The 17,835-nt window shown below is 34.8% G+C and carries 14 protein-coding genes; 10 read left to right on the top strand and 4 right to left on the bottom strand.

All coding sequences use genetic code 11. The annotated features are described in order from the left end of the window. From NTX65_16595 to NTX65_16565, 7 genes are all read left to right on the top strand, one after another. Positions 1–2,310 (top strand): PBP1A family penicillin-binding protein, encoded by a 2,310-nt coding sequence (locus NTX65_16595; protein ID MCX6170955.1) that lies wholly within the window; start codon positions 1–3, stop codon positions 2,308–2,310. A gap of 274 nt (positions 2,311–2,584) precedes the next feature. Next, on the top strand, positions 2,585–3,601 hold the full coding sequence (locus NTX65_16590; protein MCX6170954.1) for a site-specific integrase: 1,017 nt from the start codon (positions 2,585–2,587) through the stop codon (positions 3,599–3,601). 97 nt (positions 3,602–3,698) lie between these two features. After that, positions 3,699–3,884: a hypothetical protein gene (locus NTX65_16585; protein ID MCX6170953.1), complete on the top strand. Its 186-nt coding sequence runs from the start codon at positions 3,699–3,701 to the stop codon at positions 3,882–3,884. 147 nt (positions 3,885–4,031) lie between these two features. Continuing rightward, positions 4,032–5,897, top strand: coding sequence for a PriCT-2 domain-containing protein (locus NTX65_16580; GenBank protein ID MCX6170952.1), 1,866 nt, complete (start codon positions 4,032–4,034; stop codon positions 5,895–5,897). Beyond that, entirely contained in the window at positions 5,897–7,021 is a 1,125-nt protein-coding gene (locus NTX65_16575) for a hypothetical protein (protein MCX6170951.1), read from the top strand. The genes NTX65_16580 and NTX65_16575 overlap by 1 nt, the downstream gene beginning before the upstream one ends. A gap of 435 nt (positions 7,022–7,456) precedes the next feature. Continuing rightward, positions 7,457–8,101 (top strand): hypothetical protein, encoded by a 645-nt coding sequence (locus NTX65_16570; protein ID MCX6170950.1) that lies wholly within the window; start codon positions 7,457–7,459, stop codon positions 8,099–8,101. 94 nt (positions 8,102–8,195) lie between these two features. Further along, positions 8,196–9,230, top strand: a complete 1,035-nt coding sequence (locus NTX65_16565; protein ID MCX6170949.1) for a DUF4365 domain-containing protein — start codon at positions 8,196–8,198, stop codon at positions 9,228–9,230. 86 nt (positions 9,231–9,316) lie between these two features. Here the strand turns inward: NTX65_16565 and NTX65_16560 are convergent, their stop codons facing one another. The 4 genes from NTX65_16560 to NTX65_16545 all read right to left on the bottom strand — a co-directional run bounded on the left by NTX65_16560 (position 9,317) and on the right by NTX65_16545 (position 11,726). Next, complete coding sequence (locus NTX65_16560; protein ID MCX6170948.1) at positions 9,317–9,661, bottom strand: exodeoxyribonuclease VII large subunit; 345 nt, start codon at positions 9,659–9,661, stop codon at positions 9,317–9,319. Positions 9,662–9,969: 308 nt separating this feature from the next. Then, positions 9,970–10,743 (bottom strand): DUF932 domain-containing protein, encoded by a 774-nt coding sequence (locus NTX65_16555; protein MCX6170947.1) that lies wholly within the window; start codon positions 10,741–10,743, stop codon positions 9,970–9,972. A gap of 1 nt (position 10,744) precedes the next feature. Continuing rightward, a complete protein-coding gene (locus tag NTX65_16550; GenBank protein MCX6170946.1) occupies positions 10,745–11,221 on the bottom strand; it encodes a hypothetical protein in 477 nt (158 codons plus the stop codon). Further along, positions 11,172–11,726, bottom strand: coding sequence for a host-nuclease inhibitor Gam family protein (locus NTX65_16545; protein MCX6170945.1), 555 nt, complete (start codon positions 11,724–11,726; stop codon positions 11,172–11,174). The genes NTX65_16550 and NTX65_16545 overlap by 50 nt, the downstream gene beginning before the upstream one ends. Before the next feature lie 441 nt (positions 11,727–12,167). On the opposite strand from NTX65_16545, the gene NTX65_16540 reads away from it, so the two are divergent. The 3 genes from NTX65_16540 (at position 12,168) to NTX65_16530 (ending at position 17,796) form a co-directional block, all read left to right on the top strand. Next, entirely contained in the window at positions 12,168–12,473 is a 306-nt protein-coding gene (locus NTX65_16540) for a hypothetical protein (protein ID MCX6170944.1), read from the top strand. A 327-nt stretch (positions 12,474–12,800) separates the two neighbouring features. Then, positions 12,801–15,260: a site-specific DNA-methyltransferase gene (locus tag NTX65_16535; protein MCX6170943.1), complete on the top strand. Its 2,460-nt coding sequence runs from the start codon at positions 12,801–12,803 to the stop codon at positions 15,258–15,260. Continuing rightward, positions 15,199–17,796 carry a DEAD/DEAH box helicase family protein gene (locus tag NTX65_16530; protein MCX6170942.1) on the top strand — a complete coding sequence of 866 codons (2,598 nt, stop codon included), beginning with the start codon at positions 15,199–15,201 and terminating at the stop codon, positions 17,794–17,796. The genes NTX65_16535 and NTX65_16530 overlap by 62 nt, the downstream gene beginning before the upstream one ends. The last annotated feature ends 39 nt before the right edge of the window (positions 17,797–17,835 follow it).

Raw genomic sequence — 17,835 nt, 5'->3', positions numbered from 1 at the left:
ATGAACATCAAACAAACACCTATTAAAAAGAAACTCACTAAGCCGAATAAAAAAACATTAAAATATTATTTGTTAGGATTCGCTGTATTAGCGGTAGTTGCAATTTTTTTATTCATGCAATACATTTTTGAAGGAATGCCTTCACTGCAAGATTTGGAAAGTCCCAGTACACAACTCGCAAGCAATGTTTGGACCAGAGACGGTCAATTGATTGGATCATTCTTTAACGAGAACAGGGTTGAAGTTAGTATTGATAGTATTCCATCTCATGTTGTTAACGCATTGATTGCAACCGAAGATAAAAATTTTTACAAGCATTGGGGTGTTGATCTACAAAGGTTTATAAAAGCAATTGTCAAAAATGTGATTCTCTTCAAGCGTGAAGGTGCCAGTACAATAACCCAGCAGTTGGCAAAAAATTTATATAAGCTAAAAGTTAAAAAAGAATCGACACGCGGGGCAGTAATTAGAAAAATAAGAGAATGGATAACCGCGATACAAATTGAGAAGACTTACACAAAAAGAGAAATTTTAGAGATGTATTTTAATACATCATACTTCGGGCACGGAGCTTATGGTCTTAGCGTGGCGGCTCGGGTTTATTTCAATAAACGTGTTAAAGAACTTTCGGTTTCTGATGCTGGAGTATTAATTTCACTTCTCAAATCTGATGTTAGGTATGATCCGTTTGATAAATATGATAACGCGTTCCGGAGAAGAAATCTTGTTATGTATAACATGGTTGATGAAGGATATCTAACTGAAGCACAATACGAGAAACTGAAACTTGAACCGATCAAACTTTCTTATAAAAGAATTGAAGAAGGAATTCTTGGAGGTTTAGCTCCGCATTTTCTTGAGTATATCCGTCAGCAAATGAGAAAACTTTCACCAAAGTATGGATTTGATATTTATCAGGACGGATTAAACATAATAACAACTCTTGATAGCCGCATGCAGAAGATTGCTAATAATGCCGCTAAAATTCATCTGGATGAATTCCAAAAACAATTTGATAAACATTGGAGCTGGACTAAATATTCTTCTATACTCACAGAAATGATTGACAAAGCTGCGAAAAATTCTTTGGAATATAAATCCGCTTCGAGTCAAGAAGAGAAACGCGCGGTGTATAAAAATCTTCTCAAGGATACGGCATTTATTGATTCGGTCAAACATGCTGAGAAAAAAATAGAAGTCGGGTTTGTAGCCATGGATCCAAAGAACGGTGAAATACGAGCCATGGTAGGTGGGCGGGACCCAAAATTTTTATACGGCTTAAATCATGTAACACAAATACGTCGGCAGCCGGGTTCTGCATTTAAACCGATTGTTTATTCGGTTGCAATTGATAATGGCCTATATCCCGCATTTCCAATTATGAATGACCGTTTTGCATATAATGACGGATCAGCAAAAATTTGGAGTCCGGAAAATTTTGACAGATCTACAAGCGGTTTTGTAACACTACGGGATGCGTTAAGAGAATCACTCAATATTGTGGCCGGAAGATTAATTATTGAAGATCACGCTCCTCTATGGAAGATTGGAAGATTTGCAGAGAAAATGGGAATAAAAGGGAAATTAGATTTAGTCCCATCAATTGCACTTGGTACTTCTGTAGTTTCTCCTCTTGAATTAACAAATGCTTTTGCTACACTGGCAAATCATGGAGTTTATAACGAACCGATTTCCATTTTAAGAATTGAAGACAAAGACGGGGGATTGATTGATAACTTTGCCTCAAATACAAGCGAAGCGATTCCGGAAGAAACAGCATACATTGTTACAAACATGCTTCAGACAGCCATTGATGCCGGTACAGGCGCCTCAGCGCGCAGTGTTTATAATTTCCGCAGACCGGCAGCTGGAAAAACCGGTACAACGCAAGAATTTGCCGATGCATGGTTTGTTGGATATACTCCGCAACTTGCGGCTGGCGTTTGGGTTGGTTTTGATGATCAGCGTGTTTCATTCACCGGAAATTACGGACAGGGTGCAATGGCTGCGTTGCCTATCTGGGCAATTTTTATGCACGATGTTTATGAGCAGTTAAATCTTCCGCTTGAAGATTTTACACCTCCGGCAAGCGGAAATGTTGTCTCTGCAAATTTCTGCAAAGAATCTATTTTTGAACTTGGAAATCCAAAATTGGTTTCACCCGACTGTCGCACAGGTGTAGTAACCGATATTATAAATATCAAAGATATGCCTGATAAATTTGATGCGTTTCGCGACGGTGATTATAAATATATTGACCGGTTTCCCTATAAAGATACAAGCAGCCATGAGGCAAAAGAAATCAGATAAGTTTTGTTTTAGAAAGCATCGTTCTTTATTTTTGATTTAAAAATATGCCCGGATGGCGGAATTGGTAGACGCGCTAGATCGATTTTTAAATAGCGTAGTTTCAAAACTCTTTCCAGGCAAATTAAAAGTTGCACTTTCAGTTACAGATTGCAACTTTTTTTTTCTTTACGCTGCGAGTAACTCTTACTGATGTCAGAGCTTTTCAATTTGTAAAGTAACAACCTTACAAAAGACCTTACAAAATTTTGTTGTGGATTTTGCTTGAGGAGAATATATGTACCTTATCAAGCGTAACAAAATTTTTCATTTATTTTACAAAGATGAAAATGGAAAAGAAACAAGTATCAGTACCAAATGCACAACAAAAGCTGAAGCGAACAAATTTTTACAAGATTTTACTAACTCCCCCAAAATTGAAGAGTCAAAACATTTAGATTTAACTTTCGAGCAATTCGAAAGTTTTTATTCCAAGTATGCAACAACCAGATTTACTCCCAGTTACCAAGAATTTGTTTGCACAGCTTTTTCACAATTCAACAGAGTTATATCTAGTTCAATTCCGATAAGAAATATTAAGACCGCAAACGTTGAAGCATTCATTAGTCTAAAGCTAACTGAAGCAAAAGCAAGGATAATTAATGGATATTTGAGAACACTACAAGCAGCATTTCAGAGAGCTGTTGAATTCAACTATCTAAAAGAAAATGTATTTGCAAAAGTAAGGAAACTCAAATTCGCGGAGAACAAACCAATCTTTTTACAGGCGGGAGAATTTGACAAAATTTATGAGGTGGAAGAAGACGCTCAATTAAAATCAGTTTATACAATGGCGATTTATACAGGAATGCGGTTATCTGAGATACGATACATCAGGTGGGATGCAATAGATTTTTCAACTAATGTTATAAATGTCCAAAACCATAATGAATTTACAACGAAGAGTAAAAGATCCCGCGTTATTCCAATCCATCCGAAATTAATGATTGAATTACTTGGTCTGCGAGATAAAAAGAATAATGAAGAATATGTATTCATGCGGAATGGAACAGTCATTAGAGATTATCTATTAACTTTAGGTTTTAAGAGAGCTGTTAGAGCAGCTAAGTTAAATGATGTGTATCATTTTCATACTCTTAGACATTCCTTTGCTAGTACGCTTGTCCAAAAGGGAGTCTCCATTTTTATTGTTTCAAAACTCCTAGGGCACGCTGATATTAAAACTACGATGATTTATTCGCATTTAAGAACTGAAGATCTACGCGGTGCAGTGGAAACTCTTGATCTAGGATAGCATAAAGTTAGTGGAAAAATATTTTACAAAACTCTTGACTTTGTACACCAAAAAGTACTATATTTATTTTACTGATTAATAAACATAGGTTATGAGTATGAGCAGATTTCAATTGGTTGACGAAGAAAAGAAAGAACGTGGGATATTCTCGATACGCATGGATGAAGAAGATATTAATAAATTGCAAAGGTGGGCTAAAGAAGAACATTGGACATTCCACCGCTTCGTAAAAGCTGTTATGAAAGGATATATAGTTAATAGAGAAACAATTGGAAAAAAGTAACTCCTTCAGACTGACAACTCAAAACACAAGAAAACTTCTTTAATCGGAAATAGTACAACTCTCTAACTGTAATCCCGCACGAATGGAAACGCACAAAAGCTGTGTTGGCTGCTGTGTTTCTATATCAATTTATTACCAAGGATTTTCATGAATAATTTTAACATTTCCTCTGGGGACAGCGTTAAATCCAATGCTGTAGAGGTAACATCTATTTCAAACATTTTTGAACAAATTAGAACTGACAAAACATTAAAAGAAAACGTTGAACGAATTAGACAATTAGAAACTGATAATGAACGAAGAGACGCAAAGGTAATCTTGCTACCATACTTTGTAGGTGCAACATTTACAAATGGAATTCGAACTGCTGAAAATTTGATAACTGCTGAAATGATGATCTTAGACTTTGATCACGTTGGAGAACAATACGCTGTTCTATGGGAAAAGATCATACAAGATTCAGAAGCTTACTTTGCGTTTCGGTCTCCAAGCGGAGACGGAATTAAAGTCGGATACGTATTTGAAAAACCAGTTACATCTGCTGAGCACTACACCGCTGTTTATCTGAAATATAAAGAGAGAAAGGAAATTGAATACGGCGTAAATGCGGATGAAGTTACAAAGAATGTATCACGTACTTGTTTTCTAAGCTATGATCTAGACTTGTATGTAAATGATAATGCAGTTCCGATAGTTGTAAGTGATATTCAAGTAACTCAGAAACCACAAAGTACAACCAAAACTACCCCCATTAATTTTCACCAAGTCGATAAAAGCAAAACGAAATACGTATACAATGCTGTAAACTTTCTGCGAGAAAAACTAAATGGGTATGCTGAATGGATGAAGTGCGGATTCGCTCTTGCCAGTTTAGGTGACGAAGGCCGGAGTTACTTCCATATTCTTTCTTCGAATCCAAGTTACAATGATTCCTTTGAATACGTTGATGAAAAATTTGAAAACTTTGTTCAAACTGCAACTGGAGAGATTGATCTTGCAACATTATTCGCAATAGCAAAAAGTTATGGTTTTGAATATTCCAATCAATCTGAATCCCCCACGATCATTTCTCAACCGGCTGTGCCAAAATCATTTGGGGATGAATTACGAGAAAAATTTGCCTTCTATGACACTCGTGATCCCAATGAACTTATTGGATATAAATTAGATAAATTCAAAGCGCTAGCCAAAAATTTAGATGGTGTACAACCTGGCTTTTACTTAATTGCTGCAGAATCAAATGTTGGTAAAACTGCATTGTTGACTAATCTTGAACTGGATTTACTTCTTACAAATCCTCAGTTGAAAATTGTTCATTTTTCTATGGATGACAATAAGTTCTATACAGTAAATAGATTAATCAGCATTCTGACTAAATTTAATATTAATAATGTTATCAAAGCTTGCCCGGATCCTAACGATCAGAATACATTAAATGCAAAAAGAGAACTGATCCTTGATCTCGTAGATACTGGAAGATTGATCATGAAGGACTTAGGAGACTTAAACCACATAGACCAAGTATTAGATACTTTAACTTCAATCGGATCATTTGAAAATTTAGTGGTGTTCATAGACGGCATGTATAATCTAAATGTAGAAGCCGGGGAAGGAATTCGGATTGAGAATATTAAAAGGGCTCAAACAATTAAGGAATTAGTTGACAAATGTAAAATCCCCGTAATAGCTACAGGTGAATTGCGCAAGAGATCTAATACAGATAGTAAAAATAAAAAACCGACACTCAGTGACATAAATGAGACCGGGAAATATGCTTACAACGCTAGTGTGGTTTTATTGTTGTATCCACTCAACGTAGATCAATTAAAAGAGGATCAATGCGCAATTAAAATGGAATTTGTTAAAAACAAACTTTCCGACTATAAGGGAATTCAGGATCTTATTTTCATTAGAGCTACTGGCACAATGGAAGAAAACAACCTTCAAATTGGAGTTAGTAATACTAGTACAACACAATCCGACGAAGTAGAATCTGGAGGTGAGCTTGACTAATGAAAGAAAAATATCCAATTGTCAGAATAGACAGATCAACCATGCAAGATTTTTTGCCGATGTTAATGCATAAAGGGATTTTTTCAAATTACCTCTCTTTACCGATTAAAGAGGAGATACTGGAAACAGAAAGAAAGAGATTGGGAGTCGCTGAGCTGACTCCCGAGCTCCAACGTAGCGCCTTAACAGCAGCGGGGCAATACAGATCAACAAATTTCGTAGTTCGTGATTTTGGCGATTACGCGATTGCCTTCAGTGCAAATATGTATGCTGACTATATCGGAAAAATTGAAACCGAACTGTTAGATAAAAAAACCCATTGTACTGATCCTGTTGAAGATGGACTAAAGAGGGTTAGGTTGTTTAAGTTGGCTCATCGTTTAGTGCTCGTGATTTTGTCAAAGGTTTATGAAAAAAGGACTTTTACACAACTGGAAATTTCTAAACATGAAATGCGGGATTGGCTAGGATATTCATCATCGGAAAAAAACATTTATAGAGATATAAGTGATGCCATGTTTTCACTAACCTGGCTCAACTATCAAATATTTAAATACCGGAACAAGACAAAGATTGATCCGAGATACAAAGCATTTGGAAATTTCATTTACAACGTTGTTGAAACTCCGAAAGGATATATCATTGATGTAAATATGAAATTTGTTGGCTGTGTGAGTTCATTGTTTAATGATAAACGGGGAAACACTCCTGAAATGTTTGAACGAGGTTATTTATCCTACCCAACCTCAATCATTTCAGCGACAAGGGAATACTCAACAGCTGCTTATTTATTGACCAATTATCTGATTGCTGAACAGGGAAATGTACAACTGAATGACAAGGATTATAAGGTAGTGGCGTTCACCGTAAAGAGGTTTATGTGGGTTATGAATATAAATTCCGGACGTGCAACTAAACGGAAAGCAGAATTTTTGAAAGCATTGGCTGAAATTGCTATTATTTCGGAGATCAGCCCATCAGTAGCCAACCTAACCAACTTAAGCCCCTCTGAGTTGGAGAACACGGTTATCCATATCAAGGTTAAGAGTGATGTTAAGGAGTTGGACAGCGATATAAAAAGTAATCATTTGGGTGCTAGTAGTAATCATTTGGGTGTCAAATAAGGGAAAAAAGTAATCATTTGGGTGTCAAGGCGTTTTATAACTTCTTTATTTGCAATGAGTTACAGCCATAGAAATCGACTAAAAGATTCTAAAAGAATCTAAAAGACAATATCCCCCTTCGCCTACGGCTACGGGGGATTGTTGTTTTGGTACTAGGGTCTAAACAGTTTATTCAGAATTTCCCAAAACATTTACCTAGGTAGAGAATAACCAACAAAACCAACCGGGTTCAATGCTATTTAAGCAGAATAACCAAAAACAATTACCTAGGTTGTAATTTTATGATACAAAAAAAGCTTTATCAATTGTTGTATGTATTGTTAACGGGATATTTCCATTTTAAGCTACTAAAAAACAACAACGCTTACCCGCGTTCTATTTACATTATTTTCGTTAAGTTTGTTTGGAATAATTCTAACAAGTTTGAGAAATACTATGACTTTTAAGACTATTGAAAAACTTATAAATGATAGAGAAAAAGAATTTAAAAAACTTAATATAATACCAATATCAACTTGTGATAATGTCGAATATGTAAAAGTCTGGTATAATATGGGCTACGAGTATCAAATCGAAATGACTGCAGATTTTATTTATTATATCAAAAATGAAAAAGGTGAATATGTTGGGGCAGTGCAGCATATGAGTAATGGGGATATGCTTTGGTTTGTGAAAAAAGAACATAGCGGAAAGCACTATGTCACAGATGCTCTCTCAAAATATATCATCCCTCATATATGTTCTAGAACTTCTGGTGACTTAGTTTGTACTTTGGGGACTGATGACGGCAAGGCTGTAGGGAAAAAACTTGGATTCGAGATTAATGATGATATAGGTAAGTATGATCGTAACAAGGCAAATCCTTGCCCCGATTTCATTTTGTCTAAAACTCATTTAGAAAAACAATATAAGCATTTGTTGAAAAATGGAATTGATGATATAATAAATAGACTCAAGATCCTTGACGATCATTTGTCATATGCAGATCAGGATGATGAGGCATTTGAATTAAGAGAAGCTGAAAATTATTTAAGAAATATTGTTGAAATTTGGACTGGTCCAACAAATTCGTTTTTGTGATAGTGATTTTTAAAATCAATAGATCAAATTATTAGTGGCGGGAATCATCTGAATTACGATTGTAAGCAAAGTTGTGAGGAACCGAAGAATATTTATGTTGAAATACAAAAAAACTAATATTACTGCTAAGACTGGGGTTAACTATATTCGATCAATAGTTGAAGAAGCAGGTTCTTTATTTCACAAGATTGAATCAGAAAATGATTTGGGAATTGATGCCTTGATCGAATTTATTCGTGATGAAAAACCGTTGAATTCTCAAATTGCTATACAGATTAAATCTGGCTCTTCGTACTTCAATCCTAGTGAGCAAGAATGCATTATCCCCATCGGCAAACATCGAGATTATTGGTTGAACCATCCACTTCCAGTTATAGGTATTGTATATGTTCCTGCTTTAAAATGTGCATATTGGTTAAACATTTCTGACTATATAAATAGCCATCTAGAAGAAACTATGATTCGTTTCAAAGTTAGTAATGTAAATCGCTTTGATAGGATTGCATTTAATCAACTATTTATGCCTAGAAATTTACGTGAGGTTCCGGAACTCTCACTTCTTGAAGCCGTGAAATATTTTAATTCTGAAAAGCCTGATGAATTCTATATTGGATTAATAACGATATTCCGACGTTATCCCAATCATTCCGAAACTTGGGATGCAATGGTTAATTCATTTAAGGAAAAAAAACAAGAAACTATTCCTAATAGAATGATATACTACCTTGCACATATTCCTTGGCATCCAGACATCATGTATACTGGCGAATCAATCAATACTGAAACAAAGGAATATGCAAAGAATCTTTTTAAAACATTTAATAAAAATGATGTAATAAAACTATTGTGTTTTATAAATGAGGAAGAAGGCATCGCTCGAGGGACAATCGGTCAGTCTGTAGAGGCGATTATTTCTTCATTACCAAGTTCGAAATTATATTTGACGGAGATTGTTGAGGATAATAATATACCATTAACTATTCGTCAATCTGCTGCCTTCATATTATTAATGAATGAAGGGGTCTCAGCCATCCCTCTTGTAAAGCCACTTGTAAATGAAGGTGCTTGGTATGTTCAAGAAATTATTAATCATTTAAATCAGTATGGTGAACTTAATCCTTATATGTAATACACTTAACGAATTGCTAAATTCGAAGAGCATTCTTCGCACTCAGTGTTTTACAATTTGTCTAATAGCATAAGGCTTCAACAGAACTATTCAACAATTTTTATTTGATCAACTTTCTTTAGAATAATCTGTGGTTTTTCTTTGTAGAGTTCGACCTTTCCGCTTACTTCAACAGTCTTTCCTTCAAATCGCTTGAGATCACCGAACTTTTCAACATCCTTGGCAAACACTACCGCTGTGAATTGATTCTTTGGGAATTTATCTCCGAAGTTTAGATAGCCCATTCCTTTGGCTGTGATAGTAACCTGAGTTACTTCTCCGTTGATGACAACAGTTTCATCTACATGATTTTTAGCGTCGGTGAAAAGATATTTATCTTGTGCGAATAAAGATGCAGTAAAAATTATTGTAAGAATTAATAATTGTTTCATATCGACCTCATTGTATTTATGTTCATGCTTAAAATAAGCATCTGATAATTAGTAAAGAAGTTGTGAAAAACAAAGCCTAAGACAACGCTTAAGCGAATAGCATAAGCCCCCTGAATGGATACCATGCCTAGCAGGTCGCCCGGAAACGCAGCTGGAAAAAGAAGTCCAGGAAAAGTGACGTACCCCTTTTATTTCTGGATTAGAATGAAGGCAATAAAAATTTTTTCTAAAAAAATATTCATGGCTATATAGATTTTTAATCTAAACAAGAGAATTTCTTCTCTTGTTTGTGCCTAGCTTGGCGTGCCTCACAACTTGAAAAGTTTCGAAACTTCAAACTGATAACCGGCTCGCATCCGCTGTTGAACATTATGAGAAATAAAGTAGGTCAAAAAATTGTAGAGCACCCACATGTTTTTAGCTTTCTGATTTCGTTCATCTTCCTGCTCTTCAACAAACTTCATTACTTTCTTCCCGAGTCGATTCTCGACGGAAGTGCGGAGAGCTTCAGTAACTTTCTCATTTAAGAGCTGATCAATGCGGTGTTTAATAACAGGAATCTTTTCGTATGATGCTTCCGCTTGCTGATTAAGATTTCCAATATTAATTTTTGCTGTATGTTTACCGTAGAACCTTGACAGCACTTCACCGAATACCATACCATTTTTACATATTGCCCTTATCGCACCCCAAAACATTCTTACACCTTCGGAGCCGTCATAGCTATTGTGCAGGAATAGACTGAGCGATACATCTGATTTACCGTCTGAGAATATCAATTCTGGAAACGTGACTTGTAATCTCATCCGGTTGTTCTCAACGAAGGAATGACTTGAATCGATGAACCATGAAGTATCTAGCATATTAAGCTGTTCCATTAGAGGCCTTATCACATCAGAGTTAGGAACGATTTTATATGTATCATTCATAATGCTGATTAATTCCGAAGTGTCTTTTCTTACAATAGCTTTGTAGTCTTTTGTAAGTAAGGGAGAGGCTTTCCCAGAAATGTCGGAATGAAATACCTCACGTTCGATCACTGGGAATAAATATGGTTGTAGTTTTTTATCAACTTCATTCATCTTAACCTCCCGCGAAGGAATGATTTTGTTTTAACCGACTTATAAAAATGGTTACTGCCAATTGATTAACATTAGCCATCCCATTAAATCGATTTTGAATACGCAGGGCTTCCTCGAATGACTTCTCCATCATGTTGTAATAAAAATCATCGGAAGAACTAGTTAGGTTGGTTTGGTTGGTTACTACCGGCTCAACTGCTTCATTCATTTTTTTTACTTCATAAGTCACAACCAACTTTCCATTTCGATTAGCAGCAAGTTTTGTAACAAGAAGTTCATCATCTTTTTTGAACTTCTTTAGTTCTTCATGAAGTTGATCAGCTGCGAATAGCGAATACTCGCTAGAGCCATTCCCGTTTTGCACAGCATACAAATAATATTTACCGAACTTGGGAGTAGAACCTTCGATGCAATCATTAAATAATAATTTAATCTTCGTCGGCTTGTTCACTTCCAGTTCCATTTTTTGACGTTCCATTAACGCCTCCTTTTAGTTTGATTGAAAATTTGTCTGTTGATTCGACAAGAGAAGTTCCAAGTGGGATCTTCTTTGTCATTTTGTAATATTGTTTAATCTTTGTGAGATCCGGTTTAACAACTTCTGGTGACGTTGTTGTTAGATCCGACAAATTGTTATTCTGCAGGAACTGTTCAAGATCCTCCACAACAATTTTTTCAACTTGCTTCCGCCGCAATAGTTGACCATGTGCAAGGTCAATTGTCCGTACGCCCGGCTCTTGTTCATTCATAAATGCTTCGAGTTTTTTTGTCAACCATTCCGCACGTTCGTTTAATTTTGAACTACGTTTTAATGCCCAGTCAGATATTATCTGACGTTCTTCCTCTAATTGCGAAAGTATTTTGGAAATATCTGAATTAAGAGATGATATTTCTTTTAAGACCAGATCAACGTGAGATAATTCCATTTGCTGTTCTTTAGCTTCAACTTCTAGAAGCAGTTCATCTAGAAAATTGTTTTCCATGATTTCCTCCTACTTCTTCTTTGAAGTTGATTCGCCGGAACTTCCACCAAGATTGGAAATGATCCATACAATTACTTTAACGACTGTGTTAAGTATTTTTTCTACTGTTTCATTCATATGATATACCTTTGGTTAGTATTTAGATCTGCGGATTAGAACCGCACATACTTCTTATATCAAAAAATTCTAGATAATAAAAACTGCTAGTTAGTGTTAGCTAAGGCTTAACTTTTCTTAACTCGCTTTTAGCAAATGCCATAACTATTGCAAATGAAATGAGTTATGGTGAGCAAGAATAAATGAATTCGAAAAACTGGATATTAACTATTGATCAACTTAATTTTCGAGTGGAATTTTCCTACTCCATTCCCTAAAGGGATGACGGGAAACCAAGTGTGCCTGGTATAGGCACTTTTTTACAAATAATGAAAGGAGCCCAACATGGGTTCAAGTACAAACTCTTCGACACCAGAGAGACGTATTTCTCGAGGACGAATCACTAATGTAAAGCGTCAGACTATTGGTTTGGCGGAAAAGCTACAGAAATCATTAAACGCGTTAACTTCGGTTAATGGCGAACTTGCTAAGTTTGGTGATGATCCACAATTTTCAGCCAAAAAAGTTGCTTTAGGATTAAGGCAAGAATCTTTGGAAGCTGGGATTAAAAATCTTCAAGCTAAATTCGACACACGTCGTACTGTCTATTCTAGTTATCTAGAAAAAAACAGTAAGCTGATGAACAAGTAGTCTTTGCGTAGTGAAGTATGAGTAAAAGAAGCCGTTGGTTTGTACTTTCAACGGCTGCTTGGTTTTAAAAAAGCCTTATTTTACATACAAATCTTAACTTAATCTCCATTCATATAAATTCTTGATTCACGGTTATCTCACAATTTCATAGAATATAATTTAGATTTACGCTAAATTTAATTTAACATTCGGTGGGTTCATGTCGCTATTCCCAAATTCTGTCGTTAATATGTATCTGGCTCAAAATAAATGTGAATTATAACACAAATGACATTGTTGAAATTATAATTAATTTAAAAAACCTTTTGATTTATTTATGGAGAATTTTTGAAACTTATCGAACAAGATAAACAAAAACTTATAGAGCTAATTCAGCAAGGGAAAACAATACCTTCCTATTATAAATCCAAGTTATTTGACAGCGGTGACAGCGAGTTTGTAGAAGTAACAAAAGATTATAAGCTCATCTATAAAGGCAAAGAACCTAAAGAAAAAATTATTGCCAACACTCTTGCTGCACCTTTCCAAAAAGTGCGTTCTTTTAACAGTGATAATAAGTTTAATGACGGCTGGCAGAATATGTTAATCTTTGGTGATAACTTGCTTGCACTAAAAACTATTTATGAAGACCAGCGTGGTGAAAACAAGTATAAAACCAAAAACAAAATAAAACTTATTTACATAGACCCTCCTTTTGCTACAAAGCAAGATTTTATGAAAGACCGCGAGAAAGCTTACCGAGATAAAATTATAGGTGCGCAGTTTATTGAGTTTTTACGCAAACGCCTTATACTTCTGAACGAAATATTAGCTGATGATGGCTCTATTTATGTCCATCTTGACGAAAAGAAAGGACATTATATAAAGACAATTATTGATGAAGTGTTTGGGGAAAATAATTTTAAAAATTCAATCGCTTGGAAAAGAACAAGCGCACATAGTGATTCTGGCAGATATGGGGCAAATACAGATCATATTTATTTTTATACAAAAAATGAAGTTTATACATGGAATCAACAATATGAAAATTATTCAGAAGAATACATCCTACGTTTCAGTCATTATGATGATGATGGACGAAGATGGACGGATAGTCCACTAACCGCTAAAGGACTAAAAGGTCGTGGTTATCATTATTCATATAAAGGAATTCAAGGTTACTGGAGATGTCCGCTTACAACAATGAAAAAACTTGAAGAAGCAAATAAATTATATTTTACTTCAAAAGGTGGTATACGCGTCAAAAAATATTTTGTTGAAATGAAAGGAATTCCTATACAATCAAGTTGGACTGATATATTCCCTACAAATTCACAAGCTGCGGAACGAATTCATTATCCTACTCAAAAACCAGAAGATTTATTAAGAAGAATAATTTCTTCTTCTTCAAACAAAAATGATATAGTCATTGACGTATTTGCTGGTAGCGGCACAGTATCGGCTGTAGCAGAAAAACTTAATAGGAAATGGATTGCGATAGATTGTGGAAAATTGTCAATCTACACTATACAGAAAAGGATGCTTAATCTATCTACTAAGATTGGTGGGTCAAAAAATGATAAAAAGAATGAATACGAAAGGATTGATAACTTTGATGAACATCTTAAAGACTCACGTGGTTTATTTTTTATAACGGAAAAAGCAAGAAAAGGTGATTTGTTAATTACCGATTCATTCTTAAAAAATCTTGCTGAGTTTATCGAAGAAAATTTAAGCGGAAGTTCAGAAGAAAACTTTTCACTTTGTATTCCCGAAGATAAGTTCAAAGTAAAAGATTTAGAAGTTGCGGAAAATGAAGAAGGTTCAGCCGGCGAAGCAACTATAAAAATTGGCAGAGTTAATTTCCTTATTTCCTTCATTCAGCCCAAAGTAAAACCAGATAAAGAAAAACCGCTTAAAGCAAAAGAGTTTACACTTTACAACGCTGGTATTTATGATAACAACGAAATTCTAAATCTAGACTGGCAGACTTACAAACCATTCGTTTCACAACTTTTCAGCTTACGCCCGGAAGAACACAAGATACACGGTTTTATTGCTGATGGTTACATAGGAACATTTTCCGCTTTTGTATGGAATTACCCCGAACAGAAAAATCTGATAATTGACAGAGAATATGTTTCTACACTGCATACAGTGCTTGGCGGAAAAGCTGGTGATAAATTTTATGTTGTTGCTCCAGTTACAGCAATGTCGTTTATGGAAGATGAAATCAAAATAGAAAACACAAGTTACGTTTTCCTAAAAGTACCACTCTCTGTCTTAAGAGCTTTAATTGAAAGAGGAGAAGCTGGAAGCTTGAAACAGCCAACAAGCGAAAATGATGTAAACGAAGTAATTGACGCAGTTGGCTATGATTTTATTTCTCAGCCTGTTGTACAAGCTAAATATTATAGAGACGAACCTCTTAATGCTACTCTTGAAGATCAAGGTAAGAAAGATTTTGTAATAGAAATAAACGAGTTTAAATCCAATACTCTCGTTTACGACCCGGAAGATTTTGAAAACTTTGAAACGCTTTCTATGGTAATGCTTGACACTAATTACAACGATGATTATTTCAATCTCTCACAAGTATTCTGGTCGGATAAAATAACTGCAGTAAATAAAACCAAAGCAGAAATTAGAATTCCGCAAGATTCATTTACCGGAAATAAAATGATGGTAATATATCTTGATAAATACGGTAACGAACTGAAAATTGTAAAAACTCAAAAGGACTTCAATGCCCCTACAATTCAAAAACGAAGATCTAATTCTAAAGTTAAAGGAAGAAGAAAAAAATAATCTGCTTGTTTACAAGTATGACTCTTTTCTGGATGCCCTTACGACGAATAATTTTGAACATCTAAGGGAAGCCGCACGAACAGCTTTCGCATATTTTCTTTCAAATGATTTTAAGAATACCGAAGATGCCTCAAGATATACTTATGCTGATTCTGAAAATCTTAAAATTCATTTCAGCAGCATTGATGATTACCTGAACAAATTTAAGATAAGAGACAAAAAATCATTCAGCATAGATTTAGCAACAGGAACTGGTAAAAGCTGGGTGATTTACTCGGTTGCTGTAATTATGCTTTCAGAAGGGCTTGTTGATAAAGTATTAGTTTTGTGCCCTTCACTTACAATTGAAGAAGAATTAAAAAAGAAATTTGAATTGTTCAGCGGAGATCAAGTTCTTACTAAAATATTACAAGAGTTAAATTCACCCTATCCTTCACCCGCAATAAAAAACGCAAACGTTCCGATTTTGGAAGGCGATATTTGCATCGAAAATATTCACGCCGCATATCAAAGAACCGGATCATCCATCTCGGACAGCTTCAAAGGAAAAGGAAGAAGAACACTCGTAATAAGTGATGAAGCTCATCATATTTACAGCGAAGCAGATTCAGCAGTAAAAAAATGGTTTGAGTTTTTAACCGATCCCGAATATAATTTTTATTATCTGCTTGGTCTGTCCGGCACTCCTTATATAAACAATGATTACTTCTTCGATGTAATTTACCGTTATAGTTTAAAGCAAGCTATGGAAGACGGTATAATTAAAAAGATTGATTATAAAGTTGAAGAAGAATCGCAGAAGGAAAAAGGATTTTCAGAGACTTATGCTAATCACATAGAAAATCAAAAAAAATATGCCGGTAAGCTAAAACCAATCACAATTATAATTACGGAGAAGATTCATTCTTGTATAAAAGTATGGGATGAACTCGTAAAATTTATTTCAGATAAAGAAAAGATTTCTTATGAAGAAGCTGCAACAAAAGCAATTTGGGTTACTTCCGGCATTCCTTCTAATGAAAGAGAAAAAACCGAGATTGAATCAATAATTTCTCAACCAGAAAAAGTAAGAAAAGAAAACCTTGCTATACTAAAAACAGTTGACGAACCAGATAATCCGGTTGAATGGATAATTTCCGTTTCTATGCTTACAGAAGGATGGGACGTTAAAAATGTTTTTCAAATTGTACCACACGAGCAAAGAGCATTTAATTCAAAACTTCTTATATCACAAGTTCTTGGCAGAGGCTTGAGAGTTCCTCCCGGCTTAACGCAACCCATTTATGTAAAAATAAATAATCATGAAAGTTGGACAGATGAAATACGTAATCTTTACAACGAAGTTTTAGAAATTGAAAACAGAATAAATTGGGGTTATGACTCAAACCGAAAGCAATATCTTTCTCCATTATATAATTTAGAATATTCATCAGAACAAGATACAACAGAAGCAAAAAGAGAAACCGCTTCAGAACCTTCGGAAATAAAATTTAACCCGCAAAGCAAAACTTGGGATGAAACGAGCAAATATTCTGAAACCGGGTTATTCAAATTCTCAGTAGAAATGAAAGATGCTATTACTATTGAAGAAGCTTCAAAAGAAATTAAGCTGTTCCTAAAAGCAAAGGACGAAACTCTTTCAAAAAAATGGACACTGAAAAAAATTCAAGAATTGCTTAAATCTAATTTAGAAAGCAAGGGATACGATTCATCATTCATAACCCGCGAAAATCTTGGTACAGCCAAACAAGCTTTCGGTCCGATGTTCCGAGAACTTGGCAAAGTTGCAGCACGAATGAAAATGGTGCCGAAAGCATTGAGAGAAATTAAAATTGAGGAGATGGCTGCACAATCATTTAGCGAAAATAGCATTAAGACAAATAGTAAAGTATTTTACACTAAATCTTCACCGAAATCACTTTCATCAGAACAGAAAACTCTTTTTAATCAATTCTTATATGACAAGCAAAATTATGATCGTGTTAGAGATACTATAGTAAGATTAGCTGGTAGAAGTGAAGATGAGATAAAATATCTGAGAGAAAATCTTATTGAGCAAAAAGAAGAAATCTTCAAAACACCCCTTAATTTAATTTATGTTTCATCAACACCGGAATACAAATTCACAACATCTATTTTCAACAACATCGAAAAGATAGATTGCTTTATAAAATCACCCGATAAAAATTTCTATTACTTCCCATACTCATACAAACCAACAGATGATGGAAGTTCACATGTGAAAAGGGAAAACTTCAATCCCGATTTCTTTTTTAAGTTAAAAGACAAAAACGAAATATTGGTCGTTGAGATAAAAGCTGATGGAGATTCTTCCCAGAAGAATAGAGCGAAATATCGTGATGGGAAAGCTCATTTTGAAAAACTTAGTGAATTATTGTCCACTGAAAAAAAAGGATGGAAATATTATTTCTATTTTCTTTCTCCGGAAGATATAACAGAATTTTTCCAGGCACTTAGAGAAAACAGATATGAAAATTGGAGATCAAGTTTGATGAATGAGTTAACTGTTTTATAATAAAGTGGCGTCCGCTTAAACGCAACGCCGTTATATGTA

This window comes from Ignavibacteriales bacterium (assembly GCA_026390795.1).
Classification (GTDB): Bacteria; Bacteroidota; Ignavibacteria; order Ignavibacteriales; family Melioribacteraceae; genus Fen-1258.
The sequence above is the reverse complement of the archived record's forward strand: the minus strand, read 5'-3'. Positions and strand labels throughout refer to the sequence as shown.

Coding starts and splice junctions, on each gene's coding strand:
- NTX65_16580 (MCX6170952.1), top strand. CDS start 4,032: ATGAATAATTTTAACATTTCCTCTGGGGACAGCGTTAAATCCAATGCT.
- NTX65_16570 (MCX6170950.1), top strand. CDS start 7,457: ATGACTTTTAAGACTATTGAAAAACTTATAAATGATAGAGAAAAAGAA.
- NTX65_16530 (MCX6170942.1), top strand. CDS start 15,199: ATGCCCCTACAATTCAAAAACGAAGATCTAATTCTAAAGTTAAAGGAA.
- NTX65_16575 (MCX6170951.1), top strand. CDS start 5,897: ATGAAAGAAAAATATCCAATTGTCAGAATAGACAGATCAACCATGCAA.
- NTX65_16550 (MCX6170946.1), bottom strand. CDS start 11,221: ATGGAACGTCAAAAAATGGAACTGGAAGTGAACAAGCCGACGAAGATT.
- NTX65_16545 (MCX6170945.1), bottom strand. CDS start 11,726: ATGGAAAACAATTTTCTAGATGAACTGCTTCTAGAAGTTGAAGCTAAA.
- NTX65_16560 (MCX6170948.1), bottom strand. CDS start 9,661: ATGAAACAATTATTAATTCTTACAATAATTTTTACTGCATCTTTATTC.
- NTX65_16565 (MCX6170949.1), top strand. CDS start 8,196: ATGTTGAAATACAAAAAAACTAATATTACTGCTAAGACTGGGGTTAAC.
- NTX65_16540 (MCX6170944.1), top strand. CDS start 12,168: ATGGGTTCAAGTACAAACTCTTCGACACCAGAGAGACGTATTTCTCGA.
- NTX65_16595 (MCX6170955.1), top strand. CDS start 1: ATGAACATCAAACAAACACCTATTAAAAAGAAACTCACTAAGCCGAAT.
- NTX65_16555 (MCX6170947.1), bottom strand. CDS start 10,743: ATGAATGAAGTTGATAAAAAACTACAACCATATTTATTCCCAGTGATC.
- NTX65_16590 (MCX6170954.1), top strand. CDS start 2,585: ATGTACCTTATCAAGCGTAACAAAATTTTTCATTTATTTTACAAAGAT.
- NTX65_16585 (MCX6170953.1), top strand. CDS start 3,699: ATGAGCAGATTTCAATTGGTTGACGAAGAAAAGAAAGAACGTGGGATA.